Annotated in this window: 23 protein-coding genes; 12 read left to right on the top strand and 11 right to left on the bottom strand. The window is 61.1% G+C overall.

Annotation, left to right across the window (positions count from 1 at the left end; genetic code table 11):
* Window positions 1-856 precede the first annotated feature (856 nt).
* From GIW28_RS23720 to GIW28_RS23705, 4 genes are read left to right on the top strand one after another with little or no spacing between them, the layout of a single operon-like run.
* Window positions 857-1,330, top strand: coding sequence for a MarR family winged helix-turn-helix transcriptional regulator (locus tag GIW28_RS23720; protein WP_017134700.1), 474 nt, complete (start codon window positions 857-859; stop codon window positions 1,328-1,330).
* Window positions 1,327-2,784 (top strand): efflux transporter outer membrane subunit, encoded by a 1,458-nt coding sequence (locus tag GIW28_RS23715; protein WP_099550546.1) that lies wholly within the window; start codon window positions 1,327-1,329, stop codon window positions 2,782-2,784. Before GIW28_RS23720 ends, GIW28_RS23715 begins: the two co-directional genes overlap by 4 nt.
* Before the next feature lie 15 nt (window positions 2,785-2,799).
* Window positions 2,800-3,996 carry an efflux RND transporter periplasmic adaptor subunit gene (locus GIW28_RS23710; RefSeq protein WP_017134698.1) on the top strand — a complete coding sequence of 399 codons (1,197 nt, stop codon included), beginning with the start codon at window positions 2,800-2,802 and terminating at the stop codon, window positions 3,994-3,996.
* Window positions 3,996-5,531, top strand: a complete 1,536-nt coding sequence (locus GIW28_RS23705) for a DHA2 family efflux MFS transporter permease subunit (protein WP_017134697.1) — start codon at window positions 3,996-3,998, stop codon at window positions 5,529-5,531. The genes GIW28_RS23710 and GIW28_RS23705 overlap by 1 nt, the downstream gene beginning before the upstream one ends.
* Window positions 5,532-5,718: 187 nt before the next feature.
* On the opposite strand, the gene lpxH is transcribed toward GIW28_RS23705, so the two are convergent.
* Both lpxH and GIW28_RS23695 read right to left on the bottom strand, forming a co-directional pair.
* Window positions 5,719-6,468, bottom strand: a complete 750-nt coding sequence (gene lpxH / locus GIW28_RS23700; RefSeq protein ID WP_017134696.1) for a UDP-2,3-diacylglucosamine diphosphatase — start codon at window positions 6,466-6,468, stop codon at window positions 5,719-5,721.
* Window positions 6,465-6,968 (bottom strand): peptidylprolyl isomerase, encoded by a 504-nt coding sequence (locus tag GIW28_RS23695; protein WP_017134695.1) that lies wholly within the window; start codon window positions 6,966-6,968, stop codon window positions 6,465-6,467. Before GIW28_RS23695 ends, lpxH begins: the two co-directional genes overlap by 4 nt.
* Before the next feature lie 249 nt (window positions 6,969-7,217).
* Here GIW28_RS23695 and GIW28_RS23690 point away from each other — a divergent pair, with 249 nt between their 5' ends.
* From GIW28_RS23690 to lepB, 3 genes are all read left to right on the top strand, one after another.
* On the top strand, window positions 7,218-8,918 hold the full coding sequence (locus tag GIW28_RS23690; protein WP_026013499.1) for a glutamine--tRNA ligase/YqeY domain fusion protein: 1,701 nt from the start codon (window positions 7,218-7,220) through the stop codon (window positions 8,916-8,918).
* A gap of 18 nt (window positions 8,919-8,936) precedes the next feature.
* Window positions 8,937-10,325, top strand: coding sequence for a cysteine--tRNA ligase (gene cysS, locus GIW28_RS23685; RefSeq protein WP_017134693.1), 1,389 nt, complete (start codon window positions 8,937-8,939; stop codon window positions 10,323-10,325).
* A 314-nt stretch (window positions 10,326-10,639) separates the two neighbouring features.
* Entirely contained in the window at window positions 10,640-11,308 is a 669-nt protein-coding gene (gene lepB / locus GIW28_RS23680; RefSeq protein WP_169988205.1) for a signal peptidase I, read from the top strand.
* On the opposite strand, the gene GIW28_RS23675 is transcribed toward lepB, so the two are convergent.
* A complete protein-coding gene (locus GIW28_RS23675) occupies window positions 11,309-11,896 on the bottom strand; it encodes a TetR/AcrR family transcriptional regulator (RefSeq protein WP_169988206.1) in 588 nt (195 codons plus the stop codon). It lies immediately after the preceding gene.
* Between the two features lie 24 nt (window positions 11,897-11,920).
* Window positions 11,921-12,673, bottom strand: coding sequence for a 3-oxoacyl-ACP reductase family protein (locus GIW28_RS23670; protein ID WP_236447597.1), 753 nt, complete (start codon window positions 12,671-12,673; stop codon window positions 11,921-11,923).
* A 162-nt stretch (window positions 12,674-12,835) separates the two neighbouring features.
* On the opposite strand from GIW28_RS23670, the gene GIW28_RS23665 reads away from it, so the two are divergent.
* On the top strand, window positions 12,836-13,294 hold the full coding sequence (locus GIW28_RS23665; protein WP_017134689.1) for an HIT family protein: 459 nt from the start codon (window positions 12,836-12,838) through the stop codon (window positions 13,292-13,294).
* Window positions 13,295-13,401: 107 nt separating this feature from the next.
* Here GIW28_RS23665 and GIW28_RS23660 read toward each other — a convergent pair whose 3' ends face one another.
* From GIW28_RS23660 to GIW28_RS23630, 7 genes are all read right to left on the bottom strand, one after another.
* On the bottom strand, window positions 13,402-13,740 hold the full coding sequence (locus tag GIW28_RS23660) for a Na+/H+ antiporter subunit G (RefSeq protein WP_017137536.1): 339 nt from the start codon (window positions 13,738-13,740) through the stop codon (window positions 13,402-13,404).
* Window positions 13,737-14,015 (bottom strand): K+/H+ antiporter subunit F, encoded by a 279-nt coding sequence (locus tag GIW28_RS23655; protein WP_017137537.1) that lies wholly within the window; start codon window positions 14,013-14,015, stop codon window positions 13,737-13,739. The genes GIW28_RS23660 and GIW28_RS23655 overlap by 4 nt, the downstream gene beginning before the upstream one ends.
* Window positions 14,012-14,500, bottom strand: coding sequence for a Na+/H+ antiporter subunit E (locus tag GIW28_RS23650; protein ID WP_017137538.1), 489 nt, complete (start codon window positions 14,498-14,500; stop codon window positions 14,012-14,014). The genes GIW28_RS23655 and GIW28_RS23650 overlap by 4 nt, the downstream gene beginning before the upstream one ends.
* Complete coding sequence (locus GIW28_RS23645; protein ID WP_017137539.1) at window positions 14,497-16,179, bottom strand: monovalent cation/H+ antiporter subunit D; 1,683 nt, start codon at window positions 16,177-16,179, stop codon at window positions 14,497-14,499. The genes GIW28_RS23650 and GIW28_RS23645 overlap by 4 nt, the downstream gene beginning before the upstream one ends.
* Window positions 16,176-16,520, bottom strand: coding sequence for a Na+/H+ antiporter subunit C (locus tag GIW28_RS23640; RefSeq protein WP_003192163.1), 345 nt, complete (start codon window positions 16,518-16,520; stop codon window positions 16,176-16,178). The genes GIW28_RS23645 and GIW28_RS23640 overlap by 4 nt, the downstream gene beginning before the upstream one ends.
* Window positions 16,520-19,441, bottom strand: coding sequence for a monovalent cation/H+ antiporter subunit A (locus GIW28_RS23635; protein ID WP_017137540.1), 2,922 nt, complete (start codon window positions 19,439-19,441; stop codon window positions 16,520-16,522). The genes GIW28_RS23640 and GIW28_RS23635 overlap by 1 nt, the downstream gene beginning before the upstream one ends.
* Window positions 19,442-19,713: 272 nt before the next feature.
* The gene (locus tag GIW28_RS23630) at window positions 19,714-20,640 is read right to left on the bottom strand and encodes a DMT family transporter (protein WP_017137541.1); all 927 of its coding nucleotides are present in this window, start codon (window positions 20,638-20,640) and stop codon (window positions 19,714-19,716) included.
* A 92-nt stretch (window positions 20,641-20,732) separates the two neighbouring features.
* Between GIW28_RS23630 and GIW28_RS23625 the strand changes: the two genes are divergently transcribed.
* The 4 genes from GIW28_RS23625 to GIW28_RS23610 all read left to right on the top strand — a co-directional run bounded on the left by GIW28_RS23625 (window position 20,733) and on the right by GIW28_RS23610 (window position 24,365).
* Entirely contained in the window at window positions 20,733-21,296 is a 564-nt protein-coding gene (locus tag GIW28_RS23625; RefSeq protein ID WP_099550538.1) for a helix-turn-helix domain-containing protein, read from the top strand.
* A 154-nt stretch (window positions 21,297-21,450) separates the two neighbouring features.
* Window positions 21,451-22,647, top strand: coding sequence for an SfnB family sulfur acquisition oxidoreductase (locus GIW28_RS23620; RefSeq protein WP_177035067.1), 1,197 nt, complete (start codon window positions 21,451-21,453; stop codon window positions 22,645-22,647).
* A 12-nt stretch (window positions 22,648-22,659) separates the two neighbouring features.
* A complete protein-coding gene (locus GIW28_RS23615) occupies window positions 22,660-22,986 on the top strand; it encodes an acyl-CoA dehydrogenase (protein ID WP_138453846.1) in 327 nt (108 codons plus the stop codon).
* Window positions 22,986-24,365 (top strand): LLM class flavin-dependent oxidoreductase, encoded by a 1,380-nt coding sequence (locus GIW28_RS23610; RefSeq protein WP_099550535.1) that lies wholly within the window; start codon window positions 22,986-22,988, stop codon window positions 24,363-24,365. Before GIW28_RS23615 ends, GIW28_RS23610 begins: the two co-directional genes overlap by 1 nt.
* The last annotated feature ends 635 nt before the right edge of the window (window positions 24,366-25,000 follow it).

Here is a 25,000-nt window from a genome sequence, read left to right as displayed (position 1 = left end):
GGCCGCCGCGATGGGCCATCCTTGGCCCAGCGCGGCTAACCCGGCGTCCTGCCGGGTTACCCACGGATTCAAGCCTGCGTTCGGCCATCGTGGTTAACGGGGCGCCTCAGATCAAAAGCAAGATCAAGATCTACAGCACGGCGGCCTGAAAGCCGACCTGAGTGGTTAGATCAAAAGCGAAAGCGGATTTGCATACACTGAAGAGCTGCTTTTCTGTGGGAGCTGGCTTGCCTGCGATGCAGACACCTCGGTACATCAGGCACACCGAGTTGATGCTATCGCAGGCAAGCCAGCTCCCACCTTTGACCGAGTATGGCTCTGCTGTTGCTGTTGCTGTTGCTCCGGCCCTTGCATCCTTTTCGATGACGAAGTTAGCGGTCTTTTGATCTGCGCTCTTGATCTTGATCTGAAATCGCCCCGTCAAACACGATGGCCGGAATTCGACAGGGATTTGGGGGGTAAACCGGCAGGGATGCCGGTTTAGCCGCGCTGGGCCAAGGATGGCCCATCGCGGCGGCCCCCCAAATCACTGTCGGATTGCGGGCATGCCGAGCCACAGCGAGGCACCGAGTGTTGGGGCGAGGACCTTTTGCTTACTTTTCGGTCCTTTGAAAAGTGAGTCGCTGTAAGAGCGAAACCATAGGCCGCCGTTACCGCAGCAATGGATATGTACCCGACCAAACACCCCCCGGCCAAACCGCTATCGCAGGCAACCCAGCTCCCACAGTTATTTGTGTTTCAAGCCCACCTCTCGCGAAATTACCAAGCAAGCTAATAATTCCATTTGACATTCGCTGCCTAAGCAGTAACATCTTGTCATACATTCACTGCCTAGGCAGTAATAAGGTGACTTTCGATGACCCACTACACCCCTGACAGCTTTCGCAACTGCCACCTCGGCCTGTTGCTGGGCCGGGCGGCGCTGCTCAAGGACCGCATTATCGACACCCATATGGAACCCCACGGCGTCACCGCCGCGCAGTTCAAGGTGTTGATCATCATTGCCCAGTTCGACGTCGATACCCCGGCGGAGCTGTGCCGCCACCTGTCCCTCGACAGCGGCTCCATGACCCGCATGCTCGACCGTCTGGAGCAAAAGGGCCTGCTGGCGCGCAAGCGCTCCGAGCAGGACCGGCGCCAGGTGCAGTTAGTGCTCACCGAAGACGGCCAGCGCCTGGCCGACATGTTGCCGCATATCGGCGCGCAGTCGATGAATGAACTGGCCGGTGCCCTCGAGCCTGGTGAGTTGGAAACCCTGGAAAGAATCCTCAAGAAAATTCTGGTAGCTGCCGGTGACGCCATCGTCCTCCAGCGGGTAGGTAATCAATGAAAACGCGTGCACTCAGCCTGGTGTTGGTGGCGATGAGCATGGCCGGTTGTGCCAACTTCAGCGGCCTCGACACCCAGGGCCAACGTCTCGACGCCAACACGTTGCAAACCGGCAAATCCTTGAGCGGCGTGACCCTGTCCACGGCCGCCTGGCCCACCGCCGACTGGTGGAAAAGCCTCGGCGACCCGCAACTCGACGGCCTGATCCACGAAGCCCTGCAAAACAGCCCTGATATGCAAGTGGCCAGCGCCCGTGCGCACCAGGCCGAAGCCGCCGCTTATGCCGCCGATGCGGCGCGCATGCCAACCCTGGATGCCAGCGCCGGTGTGAGCCGTTCGCGCCTGGCCAAGGACCAGGACCCGCGCGGGCAGGGCGATGCCTATGCCACGGTGCGTAACATCGGCGCCAGCTTCAACTACAACTTCGACCTTTGGGGTGGCCAGCGCGCTGCCTGGGAAGCCGCGTTGGGCCAGGCGCGTGCAGCCGAAGTCGACCAGCAAGCCGCACGCCTGACCCTGGCCGCCAACGTCGCCAAGGCTTACAGCGATTTGGGCCAAGCGCATATCGTGCGTGACCTGGCCAATGACGACCTCAAGCGCACCCGCCAGATGCTCGACCTGAGCAAACGCCGCCTCAGCTCCGGCATCGACAGCGAATACCAGTACCAACAGACCGAAAGCCTGGAAGCCAGCTCCCAGTCGCAGTTGATCGACGCTGAAAAACAACTGCAAAGCGCCAAGATCGCCCTGGCGGTATTGCTCGGCAAAGGCCCGGACCGTGGCGGCGAGCTGACCCGCCCGAATGTGTTGAAACCCAGTGCCGTCGCTGTGCCTTCAGTCTTGCCGGCCGAATTGCTGGGCCGTCGCCCGGACCTGATCGCCGCACGCTGGCGCGTGGAGGCCGCGAGTAAAAACGTGGCCGCGAGCAAAACCCGCTTCTACCCCAACCTCAACCTCAGTGCGAGCGCCGGGGCCGAGTCGTTGCTCGGTGATGCGATGTTTGGCTCGGCCAGCCGGTTCTTCAGCATTGCGCCGACCATCTCGTTGCCGATCTTTGACGGTGGCCGCTTGCGTGCCGACCTCGATGCTCGCGACGCCGATTACGACCTGGCCGTGGCTCAGTACAACAAAACCCTGGTGCAAGCCTTGGGCGATATCGGCAACACCCTGATGCAACTGCGCGAAACCGGGCGGCAGATCCAGGCGCAGCAACACGCTGCGGACATCGCCCAGCAGTCTTACGACACCGGCGTACAGCGTTACAGCTCCGGCATCGGTAACTACCTGGATGTGCTCAGCATCGAGCAGCAATTGCTGCAGGCCCAGCGTCAGCTGGCGACCTTGAATGCGGCGCAGATCGACCTGTCGATTCAATTGATGCAAGCCCTGGGTGGCGGATTCAACGCCGATAACGTGGCCGCGACCACGACCAGCCCTGCCACCCGTACGGAATAATTTGAGGTATTTGTCATGGCCACTGCCGAAAACAGCAACGCAACTGAAAAGCCCGATAACAACCCGCGCAAACGCAAAGTCATGCTGATCGGCCTGGCGCTGATCGTCATTCTTGGCGTGGTCGGCGTGTGGGGCTGGTATGAGTTCTACGGGCGCTTCAATGAAAGCACCGACGACGCCTATGTGAACGGCAACGTGGTGGAAATCACCCCGCTGGTCACCGGCACCGTGGTCAGCATCGGCGCCGACGACGGCGACCTGGTCCACGAAGGCCAGGTTCTGATCAACTTCGACCCGAATGACGCCGCCGTCGGCCTGCAAAGTGCCCAGGCCAACCTGGCCCGCACCGTGCGCCAGGTGCGTGGTTTGTACAGCAATGTCGATGGCATGAAAGCCCAGGTCAACGCACAGAAAGCTGACGTGCAAACCGCCCAGGACAACTTCAACCGCCGTAAGACGCTGGCCCAGGGCGGTGCGATCTCCCAGGAGGAACTGTCCCATGCCCGTGACAACCTGACCGCCGCCAAGAACGCCCTGACCAACCTTGAGCAGCAACTGAAAACCACGAATGCCTTGGTGGATGACACGGTGATTTCGTCCCACCCGGATGTGCAAGCCGCCGCCGCGCAACTGCGTCAGGCCTACCTGACCAACGCGCGCAGCACCTTGATCGCACCGGTCACGGGCTACGTGGCCAAGCGCACCGTGCAACTGGGCCAGCGCGTGCAGCCCGGCACCGCGTTGATGGCGGTGATCCCGCTGGACCAGCTGTGGATCGACGCCAACTTCAAGGAAACTCAGCTGCGCGATATGCGCATTGGCCAGCCGGTGGACATCGAAGCGGACATCTATGGCAGTGACGTGAAATTCAGCGGCACCGTCGACAGCCTCGGCGCCGGCACCGGCAGCGCGTTTGCCCTGCTGCCTGCGCAGAATGCCACCGGCAACTGGATCAAGATCGTGCAACGGGTGCCAGTGCGCATCCACATCAACGCCGACGAGTTGGCCAAGAACCCGCTGCGGGTGGGCTTGAGCACTGTGGTCAACGTCGACCTGCACGACCAAAGCGGCCCGGTGCTGGCGCAACAGGCACCGCAAAAGGCCTCGTTCACCACCAACGTGTATGACCGCCAACTGGCCGAAGCCGATGCCATGATCACGCAGTTGATCCATGACAATAGCCTCGCCGCACCCAAGGCTGTGCAACGCTGATGAGCGCTAACGCCCCCGCGTCCTTTACGCCGCCAAGCTTGCTGATGGCCACTATTGGCCTGTCGCTGGCGACCTTTATGCAGGTGCTCGACACCACCATCGCCAACGTGGCGTTGCCGACCATTTCCGGCAACCTGGGCGTGAGTTCGGAGCAGGGCACCTGGGTGATCACCTCGTTTGCGGTGAGCAACGCCATTGCCTTGCCGCTCACCGGCTGGCTGAGCCGCCGGTTTGGCGAGGTGAAGCTGTTTTTGTGGGCGACCATCCTGTTTGTATTGGCGTCGTTCCTCTGTGGTATTTCCACCTCGATGCCCGAGCTGATTGGCTTTCGGGTGCTGCAAGGCCTGGTCGCCGGGCCGTTGTACCCGATGACCCAGACGTTACTGATCGCGGTTTACCCACCGGCCAGGCGCGGCATGGCCCTGGCGTTACTGGCGATGGTTACGGTGGTGGCGCCGATTGCCGGCCCCATCCTCGGCGGCTGGATCACCGACAGCTACAGCTGGCCGTGGATCTTCTTTATCAACGTGCCCATCGGCATCTTTGCGGTGATGGTGGTGCGTTCGCAATTGAAGAAACGCCCGGTTGTCACCAGTTACCAGCCGATGGATTACGTCGGGTTGTTGAGCCTGATCGTTGGTGTCGGCGCTTTGCAGATCATCCTCGACAAGGGCAATGACCTGGACTGGTTCGAATCCAACTTCATCATCATCGGTGCGGCGATTTCGGTGATTGCCCTGGCGGTGTTCATCATCTGGGAGCTGACCGACAAGCACCCGGTGGTCAACCTGCGGTTGTTTGCCTACCGCAACTTCCGTATCGGCACCATCGTGTTGATCCTGGGCTATGCGGGCTTCTTCGGGATCAACCTGATCCTGCCGCAATGGCTGCAAACCCAGATGGGCTACACCGCCACCTGGGCCGGCCTGGCGGTCGCGCCGATCGGTATTTTGCCGGTGCTGATGTCACCCTTTGTGGGCAAGTATGCGCACAAGTTCGATTTGCGCTTGCTGGCGGGCCTGGCGTTCCTGGCGATTGGCTTGAGCTGCTTTATGCGCGCAGGCTTTACCAATCAGGTGGATTTCACCCATATCGCTTTGGTGCAGTTGTTCATGGGGATCGGCGTGGCGTTGTTCTTTATGCCGACCTTGAGCATCCTGATGTCCGACTTGCCGCCGGCGCAAATCGCCGACGGCGCGGGTCTTGCGACCTTCCTGCGGACCCTGGGCGGTAGCTTTGCGGCATCGCTGACCACCTGGATCTGGATTCGCCGCGCCGATCAGCACCACGCGTACATGAGCGAGAACATGACCACCTACGACTCCGCCACCCGCGATGCGTTGCAGGCGCTAGGCGGAGCAGGGCACAAGGCCTATGCGCAGTTGGACCAGATCCTCACCAGCCAGGCGTACATGATGTCCACCGTGGATTACTTCACGTTGCTGGGGTGGATGTTCATGGGCTTGATGTTGCTGGTGTGGCTGGCCAAGCCGCCGTTTGGCGCGAAGGCCGGGCCGGAGGCTTCCGGTCATTGATCGGCAACGTTTGAAATGCAATCAAATGTGGGAGCTGGTTTTGTGTGGGAGCTGGCTTGCCTGCGATAGCATCAGCTCGGTGTACCTGATGTACCGAGGTGCCTGCATCGCAGGCAAGCCAGCTCCCACACAAGCCAGCTCCCACACAAGTCAAACCCCACACAAGCCAGCGTTCTGTGTCTCAGGGTTATGCGCCGGGCAACGCCAACTGTGGGTTGACGAAGTCAAACGCCGCCAGCGCAAACCCTTGCTCATCCACCTGCAAGGCCCAACCCTGCTTGTCCCAATCCCCCAGCACAATACGCTTGGCCGCCTGGTCACCAATCTGCAGTTTATGAATGGCCGGGCGGTGCGTATGGCCGTGGACCAGAGTGCGTACACCGAACTGCTGCATCACCCGTGGCACTTCCTCGGGCGTCACATCGACAATATCGTTGGTTTTCATACGCGTTTGCGCACGGCTCTCGCTGCGCAGCTTGCGCGCCAGCTTGTGGCGGGTGCGCAAGGGCAGGTGCCGCAGGATGAACAAGACAATCGGGTTACGCAGGATGCGCCGCAGCTTCATGTAGCCGATGTCGCGGGTGCAGAGGCTGTCTCCGTGCATCAACAGCACGGGCTCGCCATGTAACTGCACGACACTCGGGTCCTTGAGCAAGGTGGCGCCTGCGGCTTTGCAGAACGCTTTACCGATCAGGAAATCGCGGTTGCCATGCATGATAAAAATCGGGGTGCCGCTGTCGCTCAGCTCGCGTAAAGCCTCGCAGATGGAACGCTGGAAGGCGGTCATCCCATCGTCGCCAATCCAGGCTTCAAAGAAGTCCCCCAGAATGTACAACGCCTGGGCGCCACGGGCGCGGCCGTGGAGCAGATCCAGAAACGCCCGGGTGATATCCGGGCGCTCCTCTTCCAGATGCAAGTCTGAAATCAGCAATATCACCCAACGATCTCGGCTTTCTGGACGATCACGTCTTCTGCTGGAACGTCCTGGTGACCGGCCTTGGAGGTGGTGGACACGCCTTTGATCTTGTCGACCACGTCCTGGCCTTCGGTGACTTTACCGAATACCGCGTAGCCCCAGCCCTGCACGTTCTTGCCGCTGTGGTTGAGGAAGGCGTTGTCGGCGACGTTGATGAAGAACTGCGCGGAGGCCGAATGCGGCTCCATGGTACGGGCCATGGCGACGGTGTACTTGTCGTTGGAAAGGCCGTTGTCCGCTTCGTTCTGGATGCTTGGACGCTTGTCTTTCTTTTCTTTCATGCCTGGCTCGAAACCGCCGCCCTGGATCATGAAGTTGCCGATGACACGGTGGAAAACGGTGTTTTCGTAGTGGCCGGCGTTCACGTACTCGATGAAGTTGGCGACGGTGATCGGCGCTTTCTCGGCGTTCAGCTCGATGACGATGTCACCGTGGTTGGTGGTCAGTTTGACTTGAGTCATGTTCACTACTCTTTTCAGGGAATTCGTGGGTTTGGACGCCAAGGCGCCGCTACCGGTTTGGCTAAATGTGTGCCAAGGCGCGCAGTTTAGCGTGCCCGGCAGGAATTTCGAGGTGGTTTTTTACCGCCGGTGCATTAAATGCAGCAGTTTTCGGTGCTGCTCTGTCAGGTACTTGACAGCATCGGCTATGATATCGCCTTTGTTTTATCTGGCCCCAACCGGCCACGAACCTGTCTGTTCAAGGATCCTATGAGCAAGCCCACTGTCGACCCTACCTCGAATTCCAAGGCCGGACCTGCCGTCCCGGTCAATTTCCTGCGCCCGATCATCCAGGCGGACCTGGATTCGGGCAAGCACACGCAGATCGTCACCCGCTTCCCGCCAGAGCCCAACGGCTACCTGCACATCGGTCACGCCAAGTCGATCTGTGTGAACTTCGGCCTGGCCCAGGAGTTCGGTGGCGTCACGCACCTGCGTTTCGACGACACCAACCCGGCCAAGGAAGACCAGGAATACATCGACGCCATCGAAAGCGACATCAAGTGGCTGGGCTTCGAATGGTCCGGTGAAGTGCGCTATGCGTCCAAGTATTTCGACCAGTTGTTCGACTGGGCCGTCGAGCTGATCAAGGCCGGCAAGGCCTACGTCGACGACCTGACCCCGGAGCAGGCCAAGGAATACCGTGGCACGCTGACCGAGCCGGGCAAGAACAGCCCGTTCCGTGACCGTTCGGTAGAAGAGAACCTCGACTGGTTCAACCGCATGCGCGCCGGTGAGTTCCCGGACGGCGCCCGCGTGCTGCGCGCCAAGATCGACATGGCCTCGCCGAACATGAACCTGCGCGACCCGATCATGTACCGCATCCGCCACGCCCATCACCACCAGACCGGTGACAAGTGGTGCATCTACCCGAACTATGACTTCACCCACGGTCAGTCGGACGCCATCGAAGGCATCACCCACTCCATCTGCACCCTGGAGTTCGAAAGCCATCGCCCGCTGTATGAGTGGTTCCTCGACAGCCTGCCGGTTCCGGCGCACCCGCGTCAGTACGAGTTCAGCCGCCTGAACCTGAACTACACCATCACCAGCAAGCGCAAGCTCAAGCAGTTGGTGGACGAAAAGCACGTGCATGGCTGGGATGACCCGCGCATGTCCACCCTGTCGGGTTTCCGCCGTCGCGGCTACACCCCGGCGTCGATCCGCAGCTTCTGCGACATGGTCGGCACCAACCGCTCCGACGGCGTGGTCGATTACGGCATGCTCGAGTTCAGCATCCGTCAGGACCTGGACGCCAACGCGCCGCGTGCCATGTGCGTATTGCGCCCGTTGAAAGTCGTGATCACCAACTATCCGGAAGACAAGGTCGACCACCTCGAACTGCCGCGTCACCCGCAGAAAGAAGAACTTGGCGTGCGCAAGCTGCCGTTCGCGCGTGAAATCTACATCGACCGTGATGACTTCATGGAAGAGCCGCCGAAAGGCTACAAGCGCCTGGAGCCTAACGGCGAAGTGCGCCTGCGCGGCAGCTACGTGATCCGTGCCGATGAAGCGATCAAGGACGCCGATGGCAACATCGTCGAACTGCGATGCTCCTACGACCCGGAAACCCTGGGCAAGAACCCTGAAGGCCGCAAGGTCAAAGGCGTCGTTCACTGGGTGCCGGCTGCTGCCAGCATCGAGTGCGAAGTGCGCCTGTACGATCGTCTGTTCCGTTCGCCGAACCCTGAGAAGGCTGAAGACAGCGCCAGCTTCCTGGACAACATCAACCCTGACTCCCTGCAAGTTCTCACGGGTTGTCGTGCCGAGCCATCGCTTGGCGACGCACAGCCGGAAGACCGTTTCCAGTTCGAGCGCGAAGGTTACTTCTGCGCGGATATCAAGGACTCCAAACCTGGTCATCCGGTCTTCAACCGTACCGTGACCTTGCGTGATTCGTGGGGCCAGTGATTCTCTAAGGAAGCCGTTGTGCTAACGATCTACAACACACTCAGCAAGACCAAAGAAGTCTTCAAGCCGCTGGACGGCAACAAGGTGCGCATGTACGTGTGCGGCATGACCGTGTACGACTACTGCCACATCGGCCACGGCCGCAGCATGGTTGCCTTCGACCTGGTGACCCGTTGGTTGCGTTTCAGCGGCTATGACTTGACCTATGTGCGCAACATCACCGACATCGAAGACAAGATCATCAACCGGGCGCGCGAGAACGGCGAACCGTTCGATGTGCTGACCGAGCGCATGATCACCGCGATGCACGAGGATGAAGCGCGTCTGAACATCCTCAAACCGGACATGGAGCCGCGCGCCACGGATCACATTCCGGGCATGTTGAGCATGATCCAGACCCTGATCGACAAGGGTTACGCCTACGCCCCAGGCAATGGCGACGTGTACTACCGCGTCGCGAAGTTCATGGGCTACGGCAAGCTGTCGCGCAAGAAAATCGAAGACCTGCGCATCGGCGCACGTATCGAAGTCGACGAAGCCAAGCAGGATCCACTGGACTTCGTGCTGTGGAAAGGCACCAAGCCCGGCGAGCCGAGCTGGGAGTCGCCATGGGGCGCGGGCCGTCCGGGCTGGCACATCGAATGCTCGGTGATGTCCACCTGCTGCCTGGGCGAGACCTTCGATATTCATGGCGGCGGCAGCGACCTTGAGTTCCCGCACCACGAAAACGAAATCGCCCAAAGCGAAGCCGCCACCGGCAAGACCTACGCCAACGCCTGGATGCATTGCGGCATGATCCGCATCAATGGCGAGAAGATGTCCAAGTCCTTGAACAACTTCTTCACCATCCGCGATGTGCTGGAAAAGTACCACCCGGAAGTGGTGCGCTACCTGCTGGTGTCGAGCCACTACCGCAGCGCCATCAACTACTCGGAAGACAACCTCAAGGACGCCAAAGGCGCCCTGGAGCGTTTCTACCATGCGTTGAAAGGCCTGCCTGCCGTGGCGCCGGCCGGCGGCGAAGCCTTCGTGGCACGCTTTACCGAGGTCATGAACGACGACTTCGGCACGCCGGAAGCCTGCGCGGTGCTGTTCGAGATGGTGCGTGAGATCAACCGTCTGCGTGAGAGTGATCTTGATGCAGCCGCTGGTCTTGCTGCGCGCTTGAAAGAGCTGGCCAGCGTGTTGGGTGTACTGCAGATGGAAGCCGATGACTTCCTGCAAGCCGGCGCCGAAGGGCGTGTAGATGCCGCTGAAGTAGACGCGTTGATTCAAGCGCGCCTGGCTGCCCGTGCAGGCAAAGACTGGGCGGAGTCCGACCGTATCCGTGACCAACTGACCGCGATGGGTGTGGTGTTGGAAGACGGGAAGGGCGGCACGACGTGGCGGTTGGCTGATCAGGCTTGATCGGTAAATCCTGAATAAAAAACGCCCCGACTGGTTCGGGGCGTTTTTTATTGTGCAAGCGTGGCTCGTTCCCACGCTCTGCGTGGGAACGCCGCCCTGGACGCTCTGCGTCCTGCTTTTGGCAAACACCTCAAGCCCTGTGCAAGGTGACGCGGAGCGTCAAGGGATGCATTCCCACGCAGAGCGTGGGGACGATCAATGTGGGCTGTAACGCTAATGTTAATTTAATCCTCCGGTGTAATAAGCGAGTATTGCCAAATGTTACCCTGGGTTTTCCGGCGGCTGTCTGCGCCGCTTTTTTAGTGCGAGGCTGTATGCGAAGTTGGTTGAGCCGCTACCGTTACGTCATCCTTTTCTGGCTGTGCTTCGGCGTGTTCCGCACCTCCCTGGCCGACTGGAACCCCATCCCATCCGGGTCGATGCGCCCGACGTTGCTTGAGGGCGATGTGGTGCTGGTCAACCGCGTGGCGTATGACCTCAAGTTGCCGCTTACGGATATATCCCTGGCCAAGCTGGATGACCCTAAGCGCGGCGATGTGGTGACTTTCTCGTCACCCAAGGACGGCATGCGCTTGATCAAACGCATCGTCGGCATTCCCGGCGATACCCTGGAAATGAAAGATGAAGTGCTGTGGGTTAACGGCACGCCGGCTACCTACAGTGATGGCCAGGACATCAGCGAACCGATCGTGCCAGGCCAGACAGTGCCGGGTATCAAGCTGATCGAGCATGCGAGCAACAGTCAGCGCAGCATTCAGTTCATGCCCACGGTTCGGGCATTGCGAACTTTCGGCCCGGTCACTGTGCCGGCCGACAGTTATTTCATGCTGGGTGACAACCGCGACAACAGCGATGACTCGCGCTACATCGGCTTTGTGCCACGCCGCTTGTTGATTGGGCACGCGCATCATGTGCTGGCGTCAGCTCAGATACTCGATCATTGGATGCCGCGCTTGAACCGGTTTGGCGCGCCAATCCTCTAATTACGCATTGGCGCCCAGTGCGCGAATTGCGAACCCCGCGATGTTGGCCAATTGCTCGACGGTAGCGCCGCCCTTGCCGGCGACCTTCATGCCGCTGAGGGTGGCCATCAGGAAATCGCAGGCGCCCGGCAGATCGATGCCCGGCGCAAGCTCGCCCTGTTCCTGCGCGCGCCCCAAGGTTTGTTCGAATGCACTGCGCAAACGCCCGGCGCTGTGGGCGGTGAGCTGATTGATTTGCTCATCCTCCTGGCCGAATTCGCAGATCGCATTGACGCCCATGCACCCGGCCGTGCCTTCGCGAAGGGCGCGGGTGGCGAAGGAGTTCAGGGTGTCGTGCAGGCCTTGCAGCGGTGTCGGGCCTTGGCCCAGACGCTCGATCAGGTCGTCGACGCCCGTGCGCTGATACTCGGCCATGGCCTGCAGGTACAACTGGCGTTTGTCGCCAAAGGTGTTGTACATGCTCTGGCGGCTCAGCCCCATGGCCTGCATCAGTTCTTCGGTTGAGGCGGCGGCAAAACCCTTGTCGCAAAATACGCGGATGGCGTGTTGCAGCACCTGGTCGCGGTCGAAGGCTCGGGGTCTTGCCATGGGGTACCTCTGGAAAGTGAAGGGTCAGGCCAGGTAGCCACCGTCGATGCTCAGGCTGGCGCCGGTCACAAAGGCAGCTTCTTCAGACGCGAGGTAGGCGACCATGCCGGCGATTTCGTCAGCCGTGCCTGTACGGCCCAAGGGCACCAGGCTTTTGATCAGGTCGGCATGCGGCGCGTCTGCCGGGTTCATGTCAGTGCTGGTCGGGCCGGGCTGGACGTTATTGACGGTGATGCCGCGCGGGGCAAAATCAATCGCCAGGCCGCGGATCATACCGGCGATCGCCGCCTTCGTCATGCTATAGACGCTGGAGCCCGGAAAGGCTGAGCGCTGCGCTACGACGCTGCCCACGCTGATGATCCTGTCACCACTGCGCATCACTGCTGACGCGGCTTTCGCGGCGGCGAATGTCGCGCGTACATTCACGGCGAACATGCGGTCGAAGTCTTCCAGGCTGAATTCGTCCACGCTGCCGAGCTGCAAGATCCCGGCATTGTTAACCAGGATATTCAGCGTGCCGAAATGCGCAACGGTGGTGGTCACGGCTCGGGCAATCGCCACCACATCGGCGCTGTCCGCCTGAATGGCCAGGGCTGTGCCGCCTTGGCTTTGAATCTGGCCGACCAGTGCCTGCGCCTTGTCAGCCGACGCGGAATAGGTGAAGGCCACTGCCGCGCCTTCAGCCGCCAGGCGCCGCACGATGGCTTCGCCGATGCCACGGGAGCCGCCGGTTACCAGGGCGACTTTGTTGGTGAAGCGTGCGAGATGCGCGGTCATGGGGTTGCCTGTCTTTAGTGGATTAAAAAATCTACTAAACCGTATCAGGCCCACTCCAATGCGCCAAGCTATTTATGGATTATTTAATCTTTAACTGAGGCGCGACATTTTTGCCTTACCTTTGGAGGCTCGGCTCGCACACTGAAACTGACGGTGAATTGAATGGATTGTATTTTCTGCAGCATTGTCCGCAAGACGTCCCCGGCCCATATCCTCTGGGAAGACGACCAGCATATGGCGTTCCTGTCGATCTTCCCCAATACGCCTGGTTTCAGCGTGGTGATCCCCAAACAGCATTACGGCAGCTACGCGTTCGCGCAGTCGGATGCGGTGTTGTCCGCGTTGATTGTGGCGACCAAGAAAACCGCACTGCTGATTGATCGGGCGTTTCCCGACGTGGCGCGCACGGGGATGATGCTCGAAGGCTACGGCGTGGACCATCTGCATGCGAAGCTGTTTCCCATGCACGGCACGGGGCAGGACAGCGCGTTCAAGCCCATCAGCTCCAAAGTCGACAAGTTTTTTGCGGCGTATGAGGGTTACATCTCATCCCACGATTTTGTGCGGGCCGATGATGGGGAACTGGCAGCGTTGGCGACGCACATCCGCTCGTTCGCCTGACGCAAAAACCAATGTGGGAGCTGGCTTGCCTGCGATGGGGGCCTATCAGTCACAGCAACATTGACTGATACACCGCTATCGCAGGCAAGCCAGCTCCCACAGATCAATCAGCGGCGGCTGCTGACCTCGGCAGGCACATCATCACCGGCCATGCGCTTGCGAAACAGCGCCGTGCGCGCCAACAGCAGTGTGGTAACAGGCACCGTGATCGCCAACAAAATCGGAATCAACCAACCGTGCAGCACCGGCCCGGACTTGAGCACCGAAAAGTAGATAATCGACGCCAGCGCCACGCACCACGCGCCCAGTGTGGAGGCCAGTGCCGGTGGGTGCATGCGCTGGAAGAAGTCCTTCATGCGCAACAACCCGATCGCGCCAATCAGCGCAAACAGGCTGCTGAGCACCAGCAACACGGCCACGATCACTTCAACCCATAACGGCATCATTCAATCACCTCGCCACGCAGCAGGAATTTCGCCAGGGCGAACGACCCGACAAAGCCAAACAGCGCAATCAGCAGCGCCGCTTCAAAGTAGGTGTCACTGGCATAACGAATGCCGAGCACCAGCATCATCAGCATCGCCAGGATGTACAGGTAGTCCAGCGCCAGAACCCGGTCTTGCGCGGACGGGCCTTTGAACAGGCGCACCAGCGTCAGCACCATCGCCAGCGAGAACAGGAACAGGCTGACCAGGATTGCATTGGAGAGCAGGGGGCTCATTCGAAGATCTCCATCAGGGGCCGCTCGTAGGCGCGTTTGAAGTGCTCGATAAACGGTGCTTCATCGTCCAGGTCGAACACGTGCAGCAGCAGGATGCTGCGGTCCAGGGCCAGTTCCGACCACACTGTGCCAGGCGTCACGCTGGTGATCATCGACAGTACGGCCAGGCCGTTGGGGTCACGCAGGTCGAGCGGGATTTTGATAAAACGTGAACGCGGCGGGCGGGATCCGCACGTCAGTACGCCCCAGGCCACTTGCAGGTTGGACACGATCACGTCGCGACCCACCACGAAGAACAAGCGAATGATGATGCCGGGGCGGCGAATGCGCACCGGCAGCGGGCGCAGCGGCGCCATCAGCAGCGGCGCGAGAAAGCCCAGCACCGCGCCCAGCAACAGGTTGCCGGGGCTGACCGACAGGTTCAACACCAGCCACAGCACCCACAATGCCAGCGATAGCCACGGGGCAGGGAACAGGCGCTTCATGGCTGCACCTCCAGGGCGGCGGCTCTGGATTCAGGGCTCAGCACCGGGCGCGTGGCCATCACCGCCATCACGTAATGCTCCGGGTTATTCAGGCTCTCGGCCGTGGCCTGGGTGTAGCGCATCAGCGGTTCGGCCTTGAAGGTCAGGAGAATGCTCAGGCCGAGCAGGAAGAAGATCGGCACACACTCGTAGCGGCGCAGCAGCGGCGATGGGCGCTCCTCCGGTGTCCAGAAGCGCTGGATGCCAAGGCGGGCGAAGGCGATCAGCGAAGCCAGGCCCGACAAGATCAACAGCGCCACTAAACCCCAGGCTGCCGGGCGGATCGGCTCATCCACCGCGTTACCCAGGCCCATTGGGTTGACCAGCGCGCTCAACAGGCTGAGCTTGCCAATAAACCCGGACAACGGCGGCATGCCAATAATCAGCAGTGCGCAGGCGATAAAGCTCAAGCCCAGGAAGGCCATGGTCCAGGGGATCACCTGGCCGACCACGGCTTTCTGCTCGTCATCCAGGTTGACGCCGGGACGTGGGTGCAACGACTCCATGGCTTTGGGCAGCGCGTCGATTTCTTCATCCAGCGGCAGATCATTGGCCGAGCGCGAACGCTCGATCAGCTCGGCCAGCAGGAACAGCGCGCTCAGCGCCAGGGTCGAGCTGACCAGATAGAACAGCGCCCCGGCGGTCAGGCTTGGCTGGGCAAAGCCCACCGACGACAGCAGGATCCCGGCCGACACCAGGATGCTCAGGCTGGCCATCCGCTCCAGGCGCTGCGCAGCCACCATGGCCAGCGCCGCGCAGACGATGGTCGCCATGCCGCCGTACACCAGCCAGTCGCCGCCAAACAGCGCCGATGCACCGGCTTGCCCGGAGAACAGCAAGGTCCACAGACGCAGCACGGTGTACACGCCGACCTTGGTCATGATCGCAAACATCGCCGCCACCGGTGCGCTGGCCGAGGAGTAGGCGGGTGCCAGCCAGAAGTTCAGTGGCCACATGCCGGCCTTGGCCAGGAATGCAGTGGCGAGGATCGCCGCGCCAGCATGCAACAGGCCGCGATCGGCTTGCGGTACCAGCGGGATTTTCAGCGCCAGGTCAGCAAAGTTCAGCGTGCCGGTGACCCCGTAGATCATCGCCGCGCCAATCAGGAACAGCGACGACGCCAACAGGTTGATCGCAATGTAATGCAGCCCCGACGACACCCGCGCGCGGCCGGAGCCGTGCAGCATCAAGCCATAGGACGCCGCCAGCAGCACCTCGAAGAACACGAACAGGTTGAACAGGTCCGCCGTCAGGAATGCACCGTACAAACCCATCAGCTGGATCTGGAACAGCGCGTGGAAACTGGTGCCGGCGCGATCCCAACGGGCCATGGCGAACAGCAGCGCGCTCACACCGATAATGCCGGTGAGCACCAGCATCATCGCCGACAGTTGGTCCACCACCAGCACAATGCCGAAGGGCACCTGCCAGTTGCCCGGCAGGTACACGCCAATCGAGCCGGGGCCGCCTTGTTGCGTCCAGTACAGCAGCAGGATGGCGACACCCAGGCCGATGATGCTGGAGAACAGGTTGATCCTGGCTTTCAACGGGCGGCGTTTTTCGCCGAGCATCAGCATCAGCGCGGCGGTCAGCAACGGCAGCAGGATCGGCGCGACGATCATTTGATTCATCCACGTCATTCCTTTGGCTCCCGACCGTCCACATGGTCAGTGCCGGTCAGCCCACGGGAGGCCAGCAGCACCACCAGAAACAAGGCCGTCATGGCGAAGCTGATCACGATGGCCGTGAGTACCAGGGCCTGGGGCAGCGGATCGGTGTAGTTGAGCAGGTCTTGCGGCACGCCGTCCTTGATGATCGGCTCTTTACCGATAAACAGGCTGCCCATGCTGAAGATGAACAGGTTGACCCCATACGACAGCAGGCACAGGCCCATGACGACCTGGAACGTTCGTGGGCGCAGGATCAACCAGACGCCGGAGGCCGCCAGCACTCCAATGGCAATTGCGATGACTTCTTCCATCAGGCGGCTCCTTCGGTTGCGGCAACGGCCTTGGGCTGGTTGCTCGGTTTATGCGCTCGCACCGACTGGTGACCGAGGGCGGTGAGCATCAACAGCGTGGAGCCGACGACCATGGCGTACACGCCAACGTCGAAGAACAACGCGCTGGCAATGTGGATATCGCCCAGCAGCGGCAGGCTGAAGTGCCAGGTGTGGGTGGTGAGGAACGGGTAACCGACGAACAGCGCGCCGAGCCCGGTCAAGGTGGCCGAAAGCAGGCCGAAGCCCATCCAGCGCATCGGCCTCAGGCTCATCTGCGCTTCGACCCATTGGGTGCCGGCGACCATGTATTGCAGGATAAACGCCACCGACATCACCAACCCTGCGACGAAACCGCCGCCCGGCTGGTTGTGGCCGCGCATGAACAGGTAGAACGACACCACCAGCGCAATCGGCAGCAGCAGGCGCACCAGTACCGCCGGCACCATCATAAAGCCCAGGGCGGTATCGCTGGCCTGGCGCGGGTTGACCAAGTCGGTGGCCACGTCCGGCGCCAATTGGCGCTGTTGTGGCGGCAACTCCATGCTTTCCTTGGACGGGCGGAAGCGGCGCAGCAGGGCGTAGACGGTCAGCGCCACGGCGCCGAGCACGGTGATTTCGCCCAAGGTATCAAAGCCGCGGAAGTCCACCAGCATCACGTTCACCACATTGCTGCCGCCGCCTTCGGGCAGCGCGCGGCTCAGGTAAAACGAGGAGATATCGTTGGGCGTCTGGCGGGTCAGCATTGCGTAGGAGAGCAGCGCCATGCCGCCACCGACCACGGTGGACAACAGGAAGTCGCGCAGGCGACGGATGCGCGCCTTGCGCAACGAGCTCGGCAGTGGCGAGACTTCTTCGATCCGTCGTGGCAACCAACGCAGGCCCAGCAAAATCAGCACGGTGGTGACCACTTCGACCACCAGTTGCGTCAGGGCCAGGTCCGGCGCCGAGAACCACACGAAGGTCACGCAGGTGACCATGCCGCACACACTGACCATGGTCAGGGCTGCCAGCCGGTGGTACTTGGCTTGCCAGGCGGCGCCCAGCGCACAGGCGATGGCCAGCAACCACAGGGTCACGAACACGATGGAGCCGGGGATCTTCGGCCGGTCGCCCCAACTGAGGCCGCTGTTGAGCATCGGGATCAACCCGGCAACCACCGCCGCCAGCACCAGCAGGAACAATTGGGTTTGCAGGCGTTTGGTGCTGATGCGTTTTTCGATACGGCGCACGCCGCGCATCATCACCACCAGGCTGCGCTCGAACATGCGCTTGCCGTTGAAGTAACTGATGATCGGCGGGTATTTGAAACGGCCACGTTTGAGCTGTTTGCGCAGCAGCAGGTACAGCACGATGCCGCCGGACATGGCCACCAGGCTCATGATCATCGGCGCGTTCCAGCCGTGCCAGATGGCCAGGCTGTATTCGGGCAGTACCCCGCCGACCACCGGCAGTGCAGCGGCGGCGAGGATCGAACCGACCACCTGGGCCGGGAAGATGCCCACCAGCAGGCAGGTAAACACCAGCAGCTCGACCGGCGCGCGCATCCAGCGCGGTGGCTCGTGGGGCGTGTGGGGCAGGTCGGTCGCGGGCGGGCCGAAGAACACGTCGACGGTAAAGCGCAGGGCATAGGCCACGCTGAACGTACCGGCGATGGTCGCGATCACCGGCAGGGCGATTTCTACCCACTTTGTCGCCGAGATAAATACCGTTTCGGCGAAGAACATCTCTTTGGACAGGAAACCATTGAGCAACGGCACGCCGGCCATGGACGCACTGGCCACCATCGCCAGGGTCGCAGTAAACGGGATCAGCCGCACCAGGCCACTGAGCTTGCGGATATCCCGCGTGCCGCTTTCGTGGTCGATGATGCCGGCGGCCATGAACAGCGAGGCCTTGAAAGTGGCGTGGTTGAGGATATGGAACACCGCAGCGACGGCGGCCAGCGGGCTGTTGAGGCCCAGCAGCAAGGTGATCAGCCCGAGGTGGCTGATGGTGGAATAGGCCAGCAGGCCCTTGAGATCATTCTGAAACATGGCGCAGTAAGCGCCGAGGAGGAGGGTGAGTGCGCCGGCACCGCCGACGATCCAGAACCATTCTTCGCTGCCGGACAGCGACGGCCACAGGCGGGCCAGCAGGAACACGCCGGCCTTCACCATCGTCGCCGAGTGCAGGTAGGCCGAAACCGGCGTGGGTGCCGCCATGGCGTGGGGCAGCCAGAAGTGGAAAGGGAACTGCGCGCTCTTGCTCAAGGCGCCGATCAGCACCAACGCGAGCATCACCGGGTACAGCGAATGCGCGCGAATCTGATCGCCCGCCGCCAGCACCAGGTCCAGGTCATAGCTGCCGACGATATGCCCCAGCAGCATCACACCCGCCAGCAGGCACAAGCCGCCGGCGCCGGTGACCATCAGCGCCATATAGGCGCCGCGCCTGGCATCGGCGCGGTGGTGCCAATAGCCGATCAGCAGGAACGAGAACAGGCTGGTCAGTTCCCAGAAGAACACGATCTGGATCAGGTTGCCGGAGATCACCAGCCCGAGCATGGCGCCCATAAACGCCAGGAAAAACGCAAAGAAGCGCGGCACCGGGTCATCCGGCGACATGTAATAGCGCGCATACAGCGCCACCAGTGTGCCGATGCCCAGCACCAGCATCGAGAACAACCAGGCAAACCCGTCCATGCGCAGCACGAAGTTGAGCCCGAGGCTGGGCAACCACATGAATTCTTCGCGGATCACGCCACCGTGGGCGATCTGAGGGTAGAGCAAAGCGACTTGAATGGTGCCGACCAGGGCCACAAGGCCGGCCAACAGGGATTCGGTGTTACGTGCATTATGCGGCAGCAAGGCCGCCAGACAGCTGCCGATAAAAGGCAGAAGCAGTAGAACTATCAGGGACATAGGCTTCTAATCTGCGGGAGTTTGGGATGCATCATACGTGCCGCTTTCTCGATCACCAAACGGCAAGATGTGGCAGGATCCTACAAGGTAGGCCGAAACCTCCCGTTTGGCATTGTTTCGGGCCTGATCATTCCCACGCTCTGCGTGGGAATGCCGCCCTGGACGCTCCGCGTCCCAACTGCTTATGCAGCCGTGAGCCTTGCGCAAGGGTGACGCGGAGCGTCACAGGATGCATGCCCACGCAGAGCGTGGGAACGATCGGACCTGACGGGTCAGGGGGCTTCCTGTTCCAGTTCGATTGATTTTTCAGCTTCTCGCTGATTGCGTGTCTTCATCTCACTCACAATCACCGCCGCCACAATCAACGCCGCACCGACCATCGCAATCGGCGGAAAACGCTCCCCGGCAATCCGCCCGATCACGCCGGCCCATACCGGTTCGCCGGCATAGATCAACGTGGCACGGGTTGGCGAAACACTCTGCTGCGCCCAGTTCATCGCCACCTGAATCACCGCACTGGTCAAACCCAGGCCCACTGCACTGAACAACAGTAACCAGGAGAAGCCCGGCAGCGCCTCGCCCATCGGCACCACCATCAGGAACGACAGCAACGAGGCCGTGGCCAGTTGCACCACGGTCACTCGCCGCACATCCACCTGCCCGGCATAGGCGCCAATGAGGATAATTTCGGCGGCCACCGCGATTGCGCAGATCAGTGTGGCAATTTCACCGGGGCTGAAGTTCAGAGAGGCACCCGTCGGGCCTGTAAGCAGCATCAACCCGGTAAACGCCAACATGATGCCAATGCTCGGCATCAGGCCTGGGCGACGCCCCAGCACCAGCCACTGCAACAGCGGTACGCAAGGTACATAAAGCGCTGTAATGAACGCCGACTGGCTGCTTGGAATGGTCTGCAGGCCAATGGTCTGCATGCCGTAGCCGAACATGATCGAGGTGCCGATGAATGCGCCGGCTTTCAACTCGAACAAGGTCAGGCCACGCAACGTGCGCAACGAAAAGAACCCCACCACAATCGCCGCCGCCGCAAACCGCAGGCCCACGAAAAACATCGGCCCGCTGACGGTCATGGCGTGTTGCACGAGCAAAAACGTGCCGCCCCAGATCATGGTGATCACCACCAGGATGCATTCGGCTTTGCTGAAACGGTTGAAACGTGGGGCGGCGTTCGGGGCGGTCATGGCGGCTCGGTCTTGCAAGGGAAAGGCACGGACCGCACAATGCGCCGCATGCTGGGCAGTATACTGCGCACACCCACCTATTGAGCAATATAGTGCACAAAGAAAATCCTCAACGGGCCTCGGTCCTGCAACACGTCAGCCAGAACGTCCGCCGGCTGCGCCATGCTGCGGATTTGAGCCAGACTGCACTCTCGGAAAAGTCCGGGGTCAGCCGGCGCATGCTGGTGGCCATTGAGGCGGGCGAGAAGAATGTCAGCCTGTCCACGCTGGACCGCGTCGCCGAAGCCTTGGACGTGGCCTTCAGCGACCTTATCCAGGCCCCGGATGCCGGTGATCACAGCCGCATCAACGAGCTGGCCTGGGCCGGCGATATCCCCGGCAGTAAAGCGGTGCTACTGGCCAAGGCCACGGCGCGGCGTGAAGTCGAGTTGTGGGAGATGCACCTGGAACCGGGTGATCGCTACAGCCCCGACCCCGATCCGGACGGCTGGAGCGTGCAGCTGTTTGTGTTCGAAGGCTGCCTGACCTTGCTGGTGGGCGAGGAACAAAAACACGTAGCGGCCGGTGAGTTCTACATGTTCGCCAGCCGCAACGTGCACGGCTATCGCAATGACGGCGATGTTGCCGTGCGGTTTGTGCGCAACGTGGTGATCTAACTGTTGGCCCGGCAACAGTGGATGCACACTTTGTTGGTTTGAAACGCGCTCAACAGCCTCTTAAAACCAGCAACCGCCTGATTTTGCTGACGATTAAATTCAGGCATGACTCCTGCAATTGCTCCGGTAACCCATCGGAGCCTGGAGTCGGCCCATGTCAGCCCACCCTCAACAACCTGCCCATATCATCCGCTCGGATGCCGAAGCCATTGAAGTCGCGACGCGCTTGGCCGCGCGCTTTGCCGTTGACGCCAGCGTGCGCGACCGCGAGCGGCGCCTGCCGGTGGCCGAGCTTGATGAGTTTTCTGCCAGCGGCCTCTGGGGCATCACTATTCCCAAGGCCTACGGCGGCGCCGAGGTGTCTTATGTAACGGTGGCCGAGGTGATCAAGTTGATCTCCGCCGCCGACCCGTCGCTGGGGCAAATCCCGCAAAACCACCTGGGCGTGGTGGACATCCTGCTGCAAACCGCCAGCGAGGAACAAAAGCGTCACTATTTCGGCAAGGTTCTGGCCGGCTATCGTTTCGGTAATGCCTTTTCTGAAGCCAAGAGCAAAAACGCCGGCACCTTCGACACTCAGATTCGTTTTGACGGCGACACGGCCTCTATCAACGGCGAGAAGTTCTACTGCACCGGCGCGCTGTTTGCCCACCTCGTGCCCACGGTCGGCAACAATGAGAACGGCCAGGCGTTTATTGCCTTTGTCGAACGCGATGCGCCGGGCCTAACCGTGATTGATAGCTGGGACGGCTTCGGCCAGCGTACCACCGCCAGTGGCGGCGTGACCCTCGACGGCGTCAGCGTGCCCCTTAGCGCGATCATTCCTGCGCACCAAGCCTTCGACCAGCCCACCGCCAACGGCCCGATCTCGCAGATTATCCAGGCTGCCGTCGACACCGGCATCGCCCTGGGTGCCCTCGAACAGGCAAAAATCTACGCCCGCCAGGCGCGGCCCTGGATCGACAGCCAACAGGATCACGGCTGGCAAGACCCGTTCACCATCGCGGCCATTGGCGATCTGCAATGGCGCGTGCACGGCACCGAAGCGATCCTTGCCAGGGCCGGCAAGGCTGTCGACCTGGCCCTGGCCGAGCCCAACGAAGACACAGTCGCCAACGCCTCGCTGGTGGTCGCCCAGGCCAAAGTGCTGTCGGCCGAAACCGCCTTGCTCGCCAGCAGCAAACTCTTCGAACTGGCCGGCACCCGCTCGGTCACCGGCAAGCACAACCTCGACCGCTTCTGGCGCAACGCACGCACCCACACCCTGCATGACCCGGCCCGCTGGAAATACCACCTGATTGGCAACTTCGTGCTCAACGGCGTGAAGCCTGCGCGCCACGCCTGGAACTGAGGATATTTATTCATGACCGCCCTGAATCAAGCGCGCCAACTGCTGGAAAGTACCCGACGGTTTGTACACGCCAGCGATGACCCGTACGTGATCAGCCGCTTTGGCGACTTGCAGATCCGCGTCGACGTAGCCGCCGCCTTGTTTGAACGCGCTGAAACCCACCCAAGCCCGGTGGCGTTGACCGAAGCACAAATCGCCGCCGCCGAAGCCCTGATTGCCGCCAGCAATGCCGAATTTGAACTCACCGGCCAACGCACCGCGCTGGCGTCGACCCTCGACGACCCACTGCGGCGCAAATATCAGATCGTCGGCAACTACCATCTCAACGGAGTGCTTTGATGTCCCGTGAAATCCGCTTGAATGCCTTCGACATGAACTGCGTCGGCCATCAATCTCCCGGCTTGTGGGCGCACCCGCGTGACCGCTCGTGGCAGTACAAGGATCTGGAGTACTGGACGGACCTCGCCAAAATTCTTGAGCGTGGCAAGTTCGACGGCCTGTTTATCGCCGACGTGCTGGGCATCTACGACGTGTACAATGGCAACGGCGACGCGGCGATTCGCCAGGCCGCACAAGTGCCGGTCAACGACCCGCTGTCGCTGATTGCGCCGATGGCGTTGGTCACCGAACACCTGGGGTTTGGCCTGACCGCTTCTTTGTCATTTGAACATCCGTATCCGTTCGCCCGCAGGCTCTCGACCCTCGACCACCTGACCAAAGGGCGTGTCGGCTGGAACATCGTCACGTCCTACCTGGAAAGCGGCGCCAAGAACCTCGGTCAGAAAGCCCAGACCGAACACGATGCGCGCTACGACTATGCCGAGGAATACCTGGAGGTTTGCTACAAACTCTGGGAAGGCAGTTGGGAAGAGGGCGCCGTGCTGCGTGATCGCGAGCGTCGCATTTTCAGCGACCCGAGCAAAATCCACGAGATACGCCATGTCGGCAAACACTTCCAGGTGCCCGGCATTCACCTCTGCGAGCCGTCGCCGCAACGCACGCCGGTGTTGTACCAGGCTGGTGCCTCCAGCCGTGGCAAGCAGTTTGCCGCCGAACAGGCCGAGTGCGTGTTCGTGGCTGCACCGTCCAAGGTGCTGCTGAAAAAAACCGTCGCCGACATCCGCCGCCGAGCCGCTGAGGCCGGGCGAGATCCGAAGAAAATCCTGATCTTCAACTTGCAAACGGTGATCGTTGGCGAGACCGATGCCAAGGCCAAAGCCAAGTTTGACGAATACAAATCCTACGTCAGCTACGAGGGCGCAATGGCGCTGATCTCCGGCTGGACCGGCATCGACTTCAGCCAGTTCAAGCCCGATGAGCCGCTCAAGCATGTACACACCAACGCGATTCAATCGGCGGTAGAAGCCTTCTCCACGGCGGACCCGAACAAGGTCTGGACGCCCAATGAACTGGCCGATTGGGTTGGCATCGGCGGCTTTGGCCCGTTGTTCGTGGGCGGCCCGGAAACCGTGGCCGACCTGTTGCAGGAGTGGGTCGAAGAGACCGACGTGGATGGTTTTAACCTGGCCTACGCGCTGACCCATGAAACCTTCATCGACGCCGTGGACCTGCTCGTGCCAGAGTTGCAAAAGCGCGGCGTATACAAGACCGAGTACGCCCAGGGCACCCTGCGCGAAAAGTTATTCGGCGACGGTGCGCGGCTGGCCCCAAACCATCCGGGTGCAAGCTACCGCGACCTCAAAGCCACTGCAATCTAACTGAAGCACCTCGGTCAATGTGGGAACTGGCTTGCCTGCGAAAGCGCTGGGTCAGCCAGAAATGAGCCAGCTGACACGCCGCCATCGCAGGCAAGCCAGCTCCCACAGTTGATTGGTGTTGATCCAACTGACTAGGCCAGCGGACCACCGCGACCTCAAAGCCAGCGCAATCTAACTGAAGCACCTCGGTCCATGTGGGAGCTGGCTTGCCTGCGAAAGCGTTAGATCAGTTAGAGATGAGCCAGCTGACACGCCGCCATCGCAGGCAAGCCAGCTCCCACAGTTGATTGGTGTTGATCCACCTGACTAGGCCAGCGGGCTACCGCGACCTCAAAGCCACTGCAATCTAACTGAAGCACCTCGGTCCATGTGGGAGCTGGCTTGCCTGCGAAAGCGGTAGATCAGTTAGAAATGAGCCAACTGACACGCCGCCATCGCAGGCAAGCCAGCTCCCACAGTTGATTGCTGTTGATCCAACTGACTAGGCCAGCGGACCACCGCGACCTCAAAGCCAGCGCAATCTAACTGAAGCACCTCGGTCCATGTGGGAGCTGGCTTGCCACAGTTGATCGCTGTTGAACCACCTGACCTGGCCAGCGGACCACCGCACGCACACTACTTGAATAGGAGCGTTA

Source organism: Pseudomonas sp. PA-5-4B (assembly GCF_021606215.1).
In the GTDB taxonomy this organism is placed as follows: Bacteria; Pseudomonadota; Gammaproteobacteria; order Pseudomonadales; family Pseudomonadaceae; genus Aquipseudomonas; species Aquipseudomonas edaphica.
The sequence above is the reverse complement of the archived record's forward strand: the minus strand, read 5'-3'. Positions and strand labels throughout refer to the sequence as shown.

Excerpts from the sequence above, each read along its gene's own strand:
- GIW28_RS23720 (WP_017134700.1), top strand. The coding sequence starts at position 857 with ATGACCCACTACACCCCTGACAGCTTTCGCAACTGCCACCTCGGCCTG.
- GIW28_RS23715 (WP_099550546.1), top strand. The coding sequence starts at position 1,327 with ATGAAAACGCGTGCACTCAGCCTGGTGTTGGTGGCGATGAGCATGGCC.
- GIW28_RS23710 (WP_017134698.1), top strand. The coding sequence starts at position 2,800 with ATGGCCACTGCCGAAAACAGCAACGCAACTGAAAAGCCCGATAACAAC.
- GIW28_RS23705 (WP_017134697.1), top strand. The coding sequence starts at position 3,996 with ATGAGCGCTAACGCCCCCGCGTCCTTTACGCCGCCAAGCTTGCTGATG.
- GIW28_RS23695 (WP_017134695.1), bottom strand. The coding sequence starts at position 6,968 with ATGACTCAAGTCAAACTGACCACCAACCACGGTGACATCGTCATCGAG.
- GIW28_RS23690 (WP_026013499.1), top strand. The coding sequence starts at position 7,218 with ATGAGCAAGCCCACTGTCGACCCTACCTCGAATTCCAAGGCCGGACCT.
- lepB (WP_169988205.1), top strand. The coding sequence starts at position 10,640 with ATGCGAAGTTGGTTGAGCCGCTACCGTTACGTCATCCTTTTCTGGCTG.
- GIW28_RS23675 (WP_169988206.1), bottom strand. The coding sequence starts at position 11,896 with ATGGCAAGACCCCGAGCCTTCGACCGCGACCAGGTGCTGCAACACGCC.
- GIW28_RS23670 (WP_236447597.1), bottom strand. The coding sequence starts at position 12,673 with ATGACCGCGCATCTCGCACGCTTCACCAACAAAGTCGCCCTGGTAACC.
- GIW28_RS23665 (WP_017134689.1), top strand. The coding sequence starts at position 12,836 with ATGGATTGTATTTTCTGCAGCATTGTCCGCAAGACGTCCCCGGCCCAT.
- GIW28_RS23660 (WP_017137536.1), bottom strand. The coding sequence starts at position 13,740 with ATGATGCCGTTATGGGTTGAAGTGATCGTGGCCGTGTTGCTGGTGCTC.
- GIW28_RS23655 (WP_017137537.1), bottom strand. The coding sequence starts at position 14,015 with ATGAGCCCCCTGCTCTCCAATGCAATCCTGGTCAGCCTGTTCCTGTTC.
- GIW28_RS23650 (WP_017137538.1), bottom strand. The coding sequence starts at position 14,500 with ATGAAGCGCCTGTTCCCTGCCCCGTGGCTATCGCTGGCATTGTGGGTG.
- GIW28_RS23645 (WP_017137539.1), bottom strand. The coding sequence starts at position 16,179 with ATGACGTGGATGAATCAAATGATCGTCGCGCCGATCCTGCTGCCGTTG.
- GIW28_RS23640 (WP_003192163.1), bottom strand. The coding sequence starts at position 16,520 with ATGGAAGAAGTCATCGCAATTGCCATTGGAGTGCTGGCGGCCTCCGGC.
- GIW28_RS23635 (WP_017137540.1), bottom strand. The coding sequence starts at position 19,441 with ATGTCCCTGATAGTTCTACTGCTTCTGCCTTTTATCGGCAGCTGTCTG.
- GIW28_RS23630 (WP_017137541.1), bottom strand. The coding sequence starts at position 20,640 with ATGACCGCCCCGAACGCCGCCCCACGTTTCAACCGTTTCAGCAAAGCC.
- GIW28_RS23620 (WP_177035067.1), top strand. The coding sequence starts at position 21,451 with ATGTCAGCCCACCCTCAACAACCTGCCCATATCATCCGCTCGGATGCC.
- GIW28_RS23615 (WP_138453846.1), top strand. The coding sequence starts at position 22,660 with ATGACCGCCCTGAATCAAGCGCGCCAACTGCTGGAAAGTACCCGACGG.
- GIW28_RS23610 (WP_099550535.1), top strand. The coding sequence starts at position 22,986 with ATGTCCCGTGAAATCCGCTTGAATGCCTTCGACATGAACTGCGTCGGC.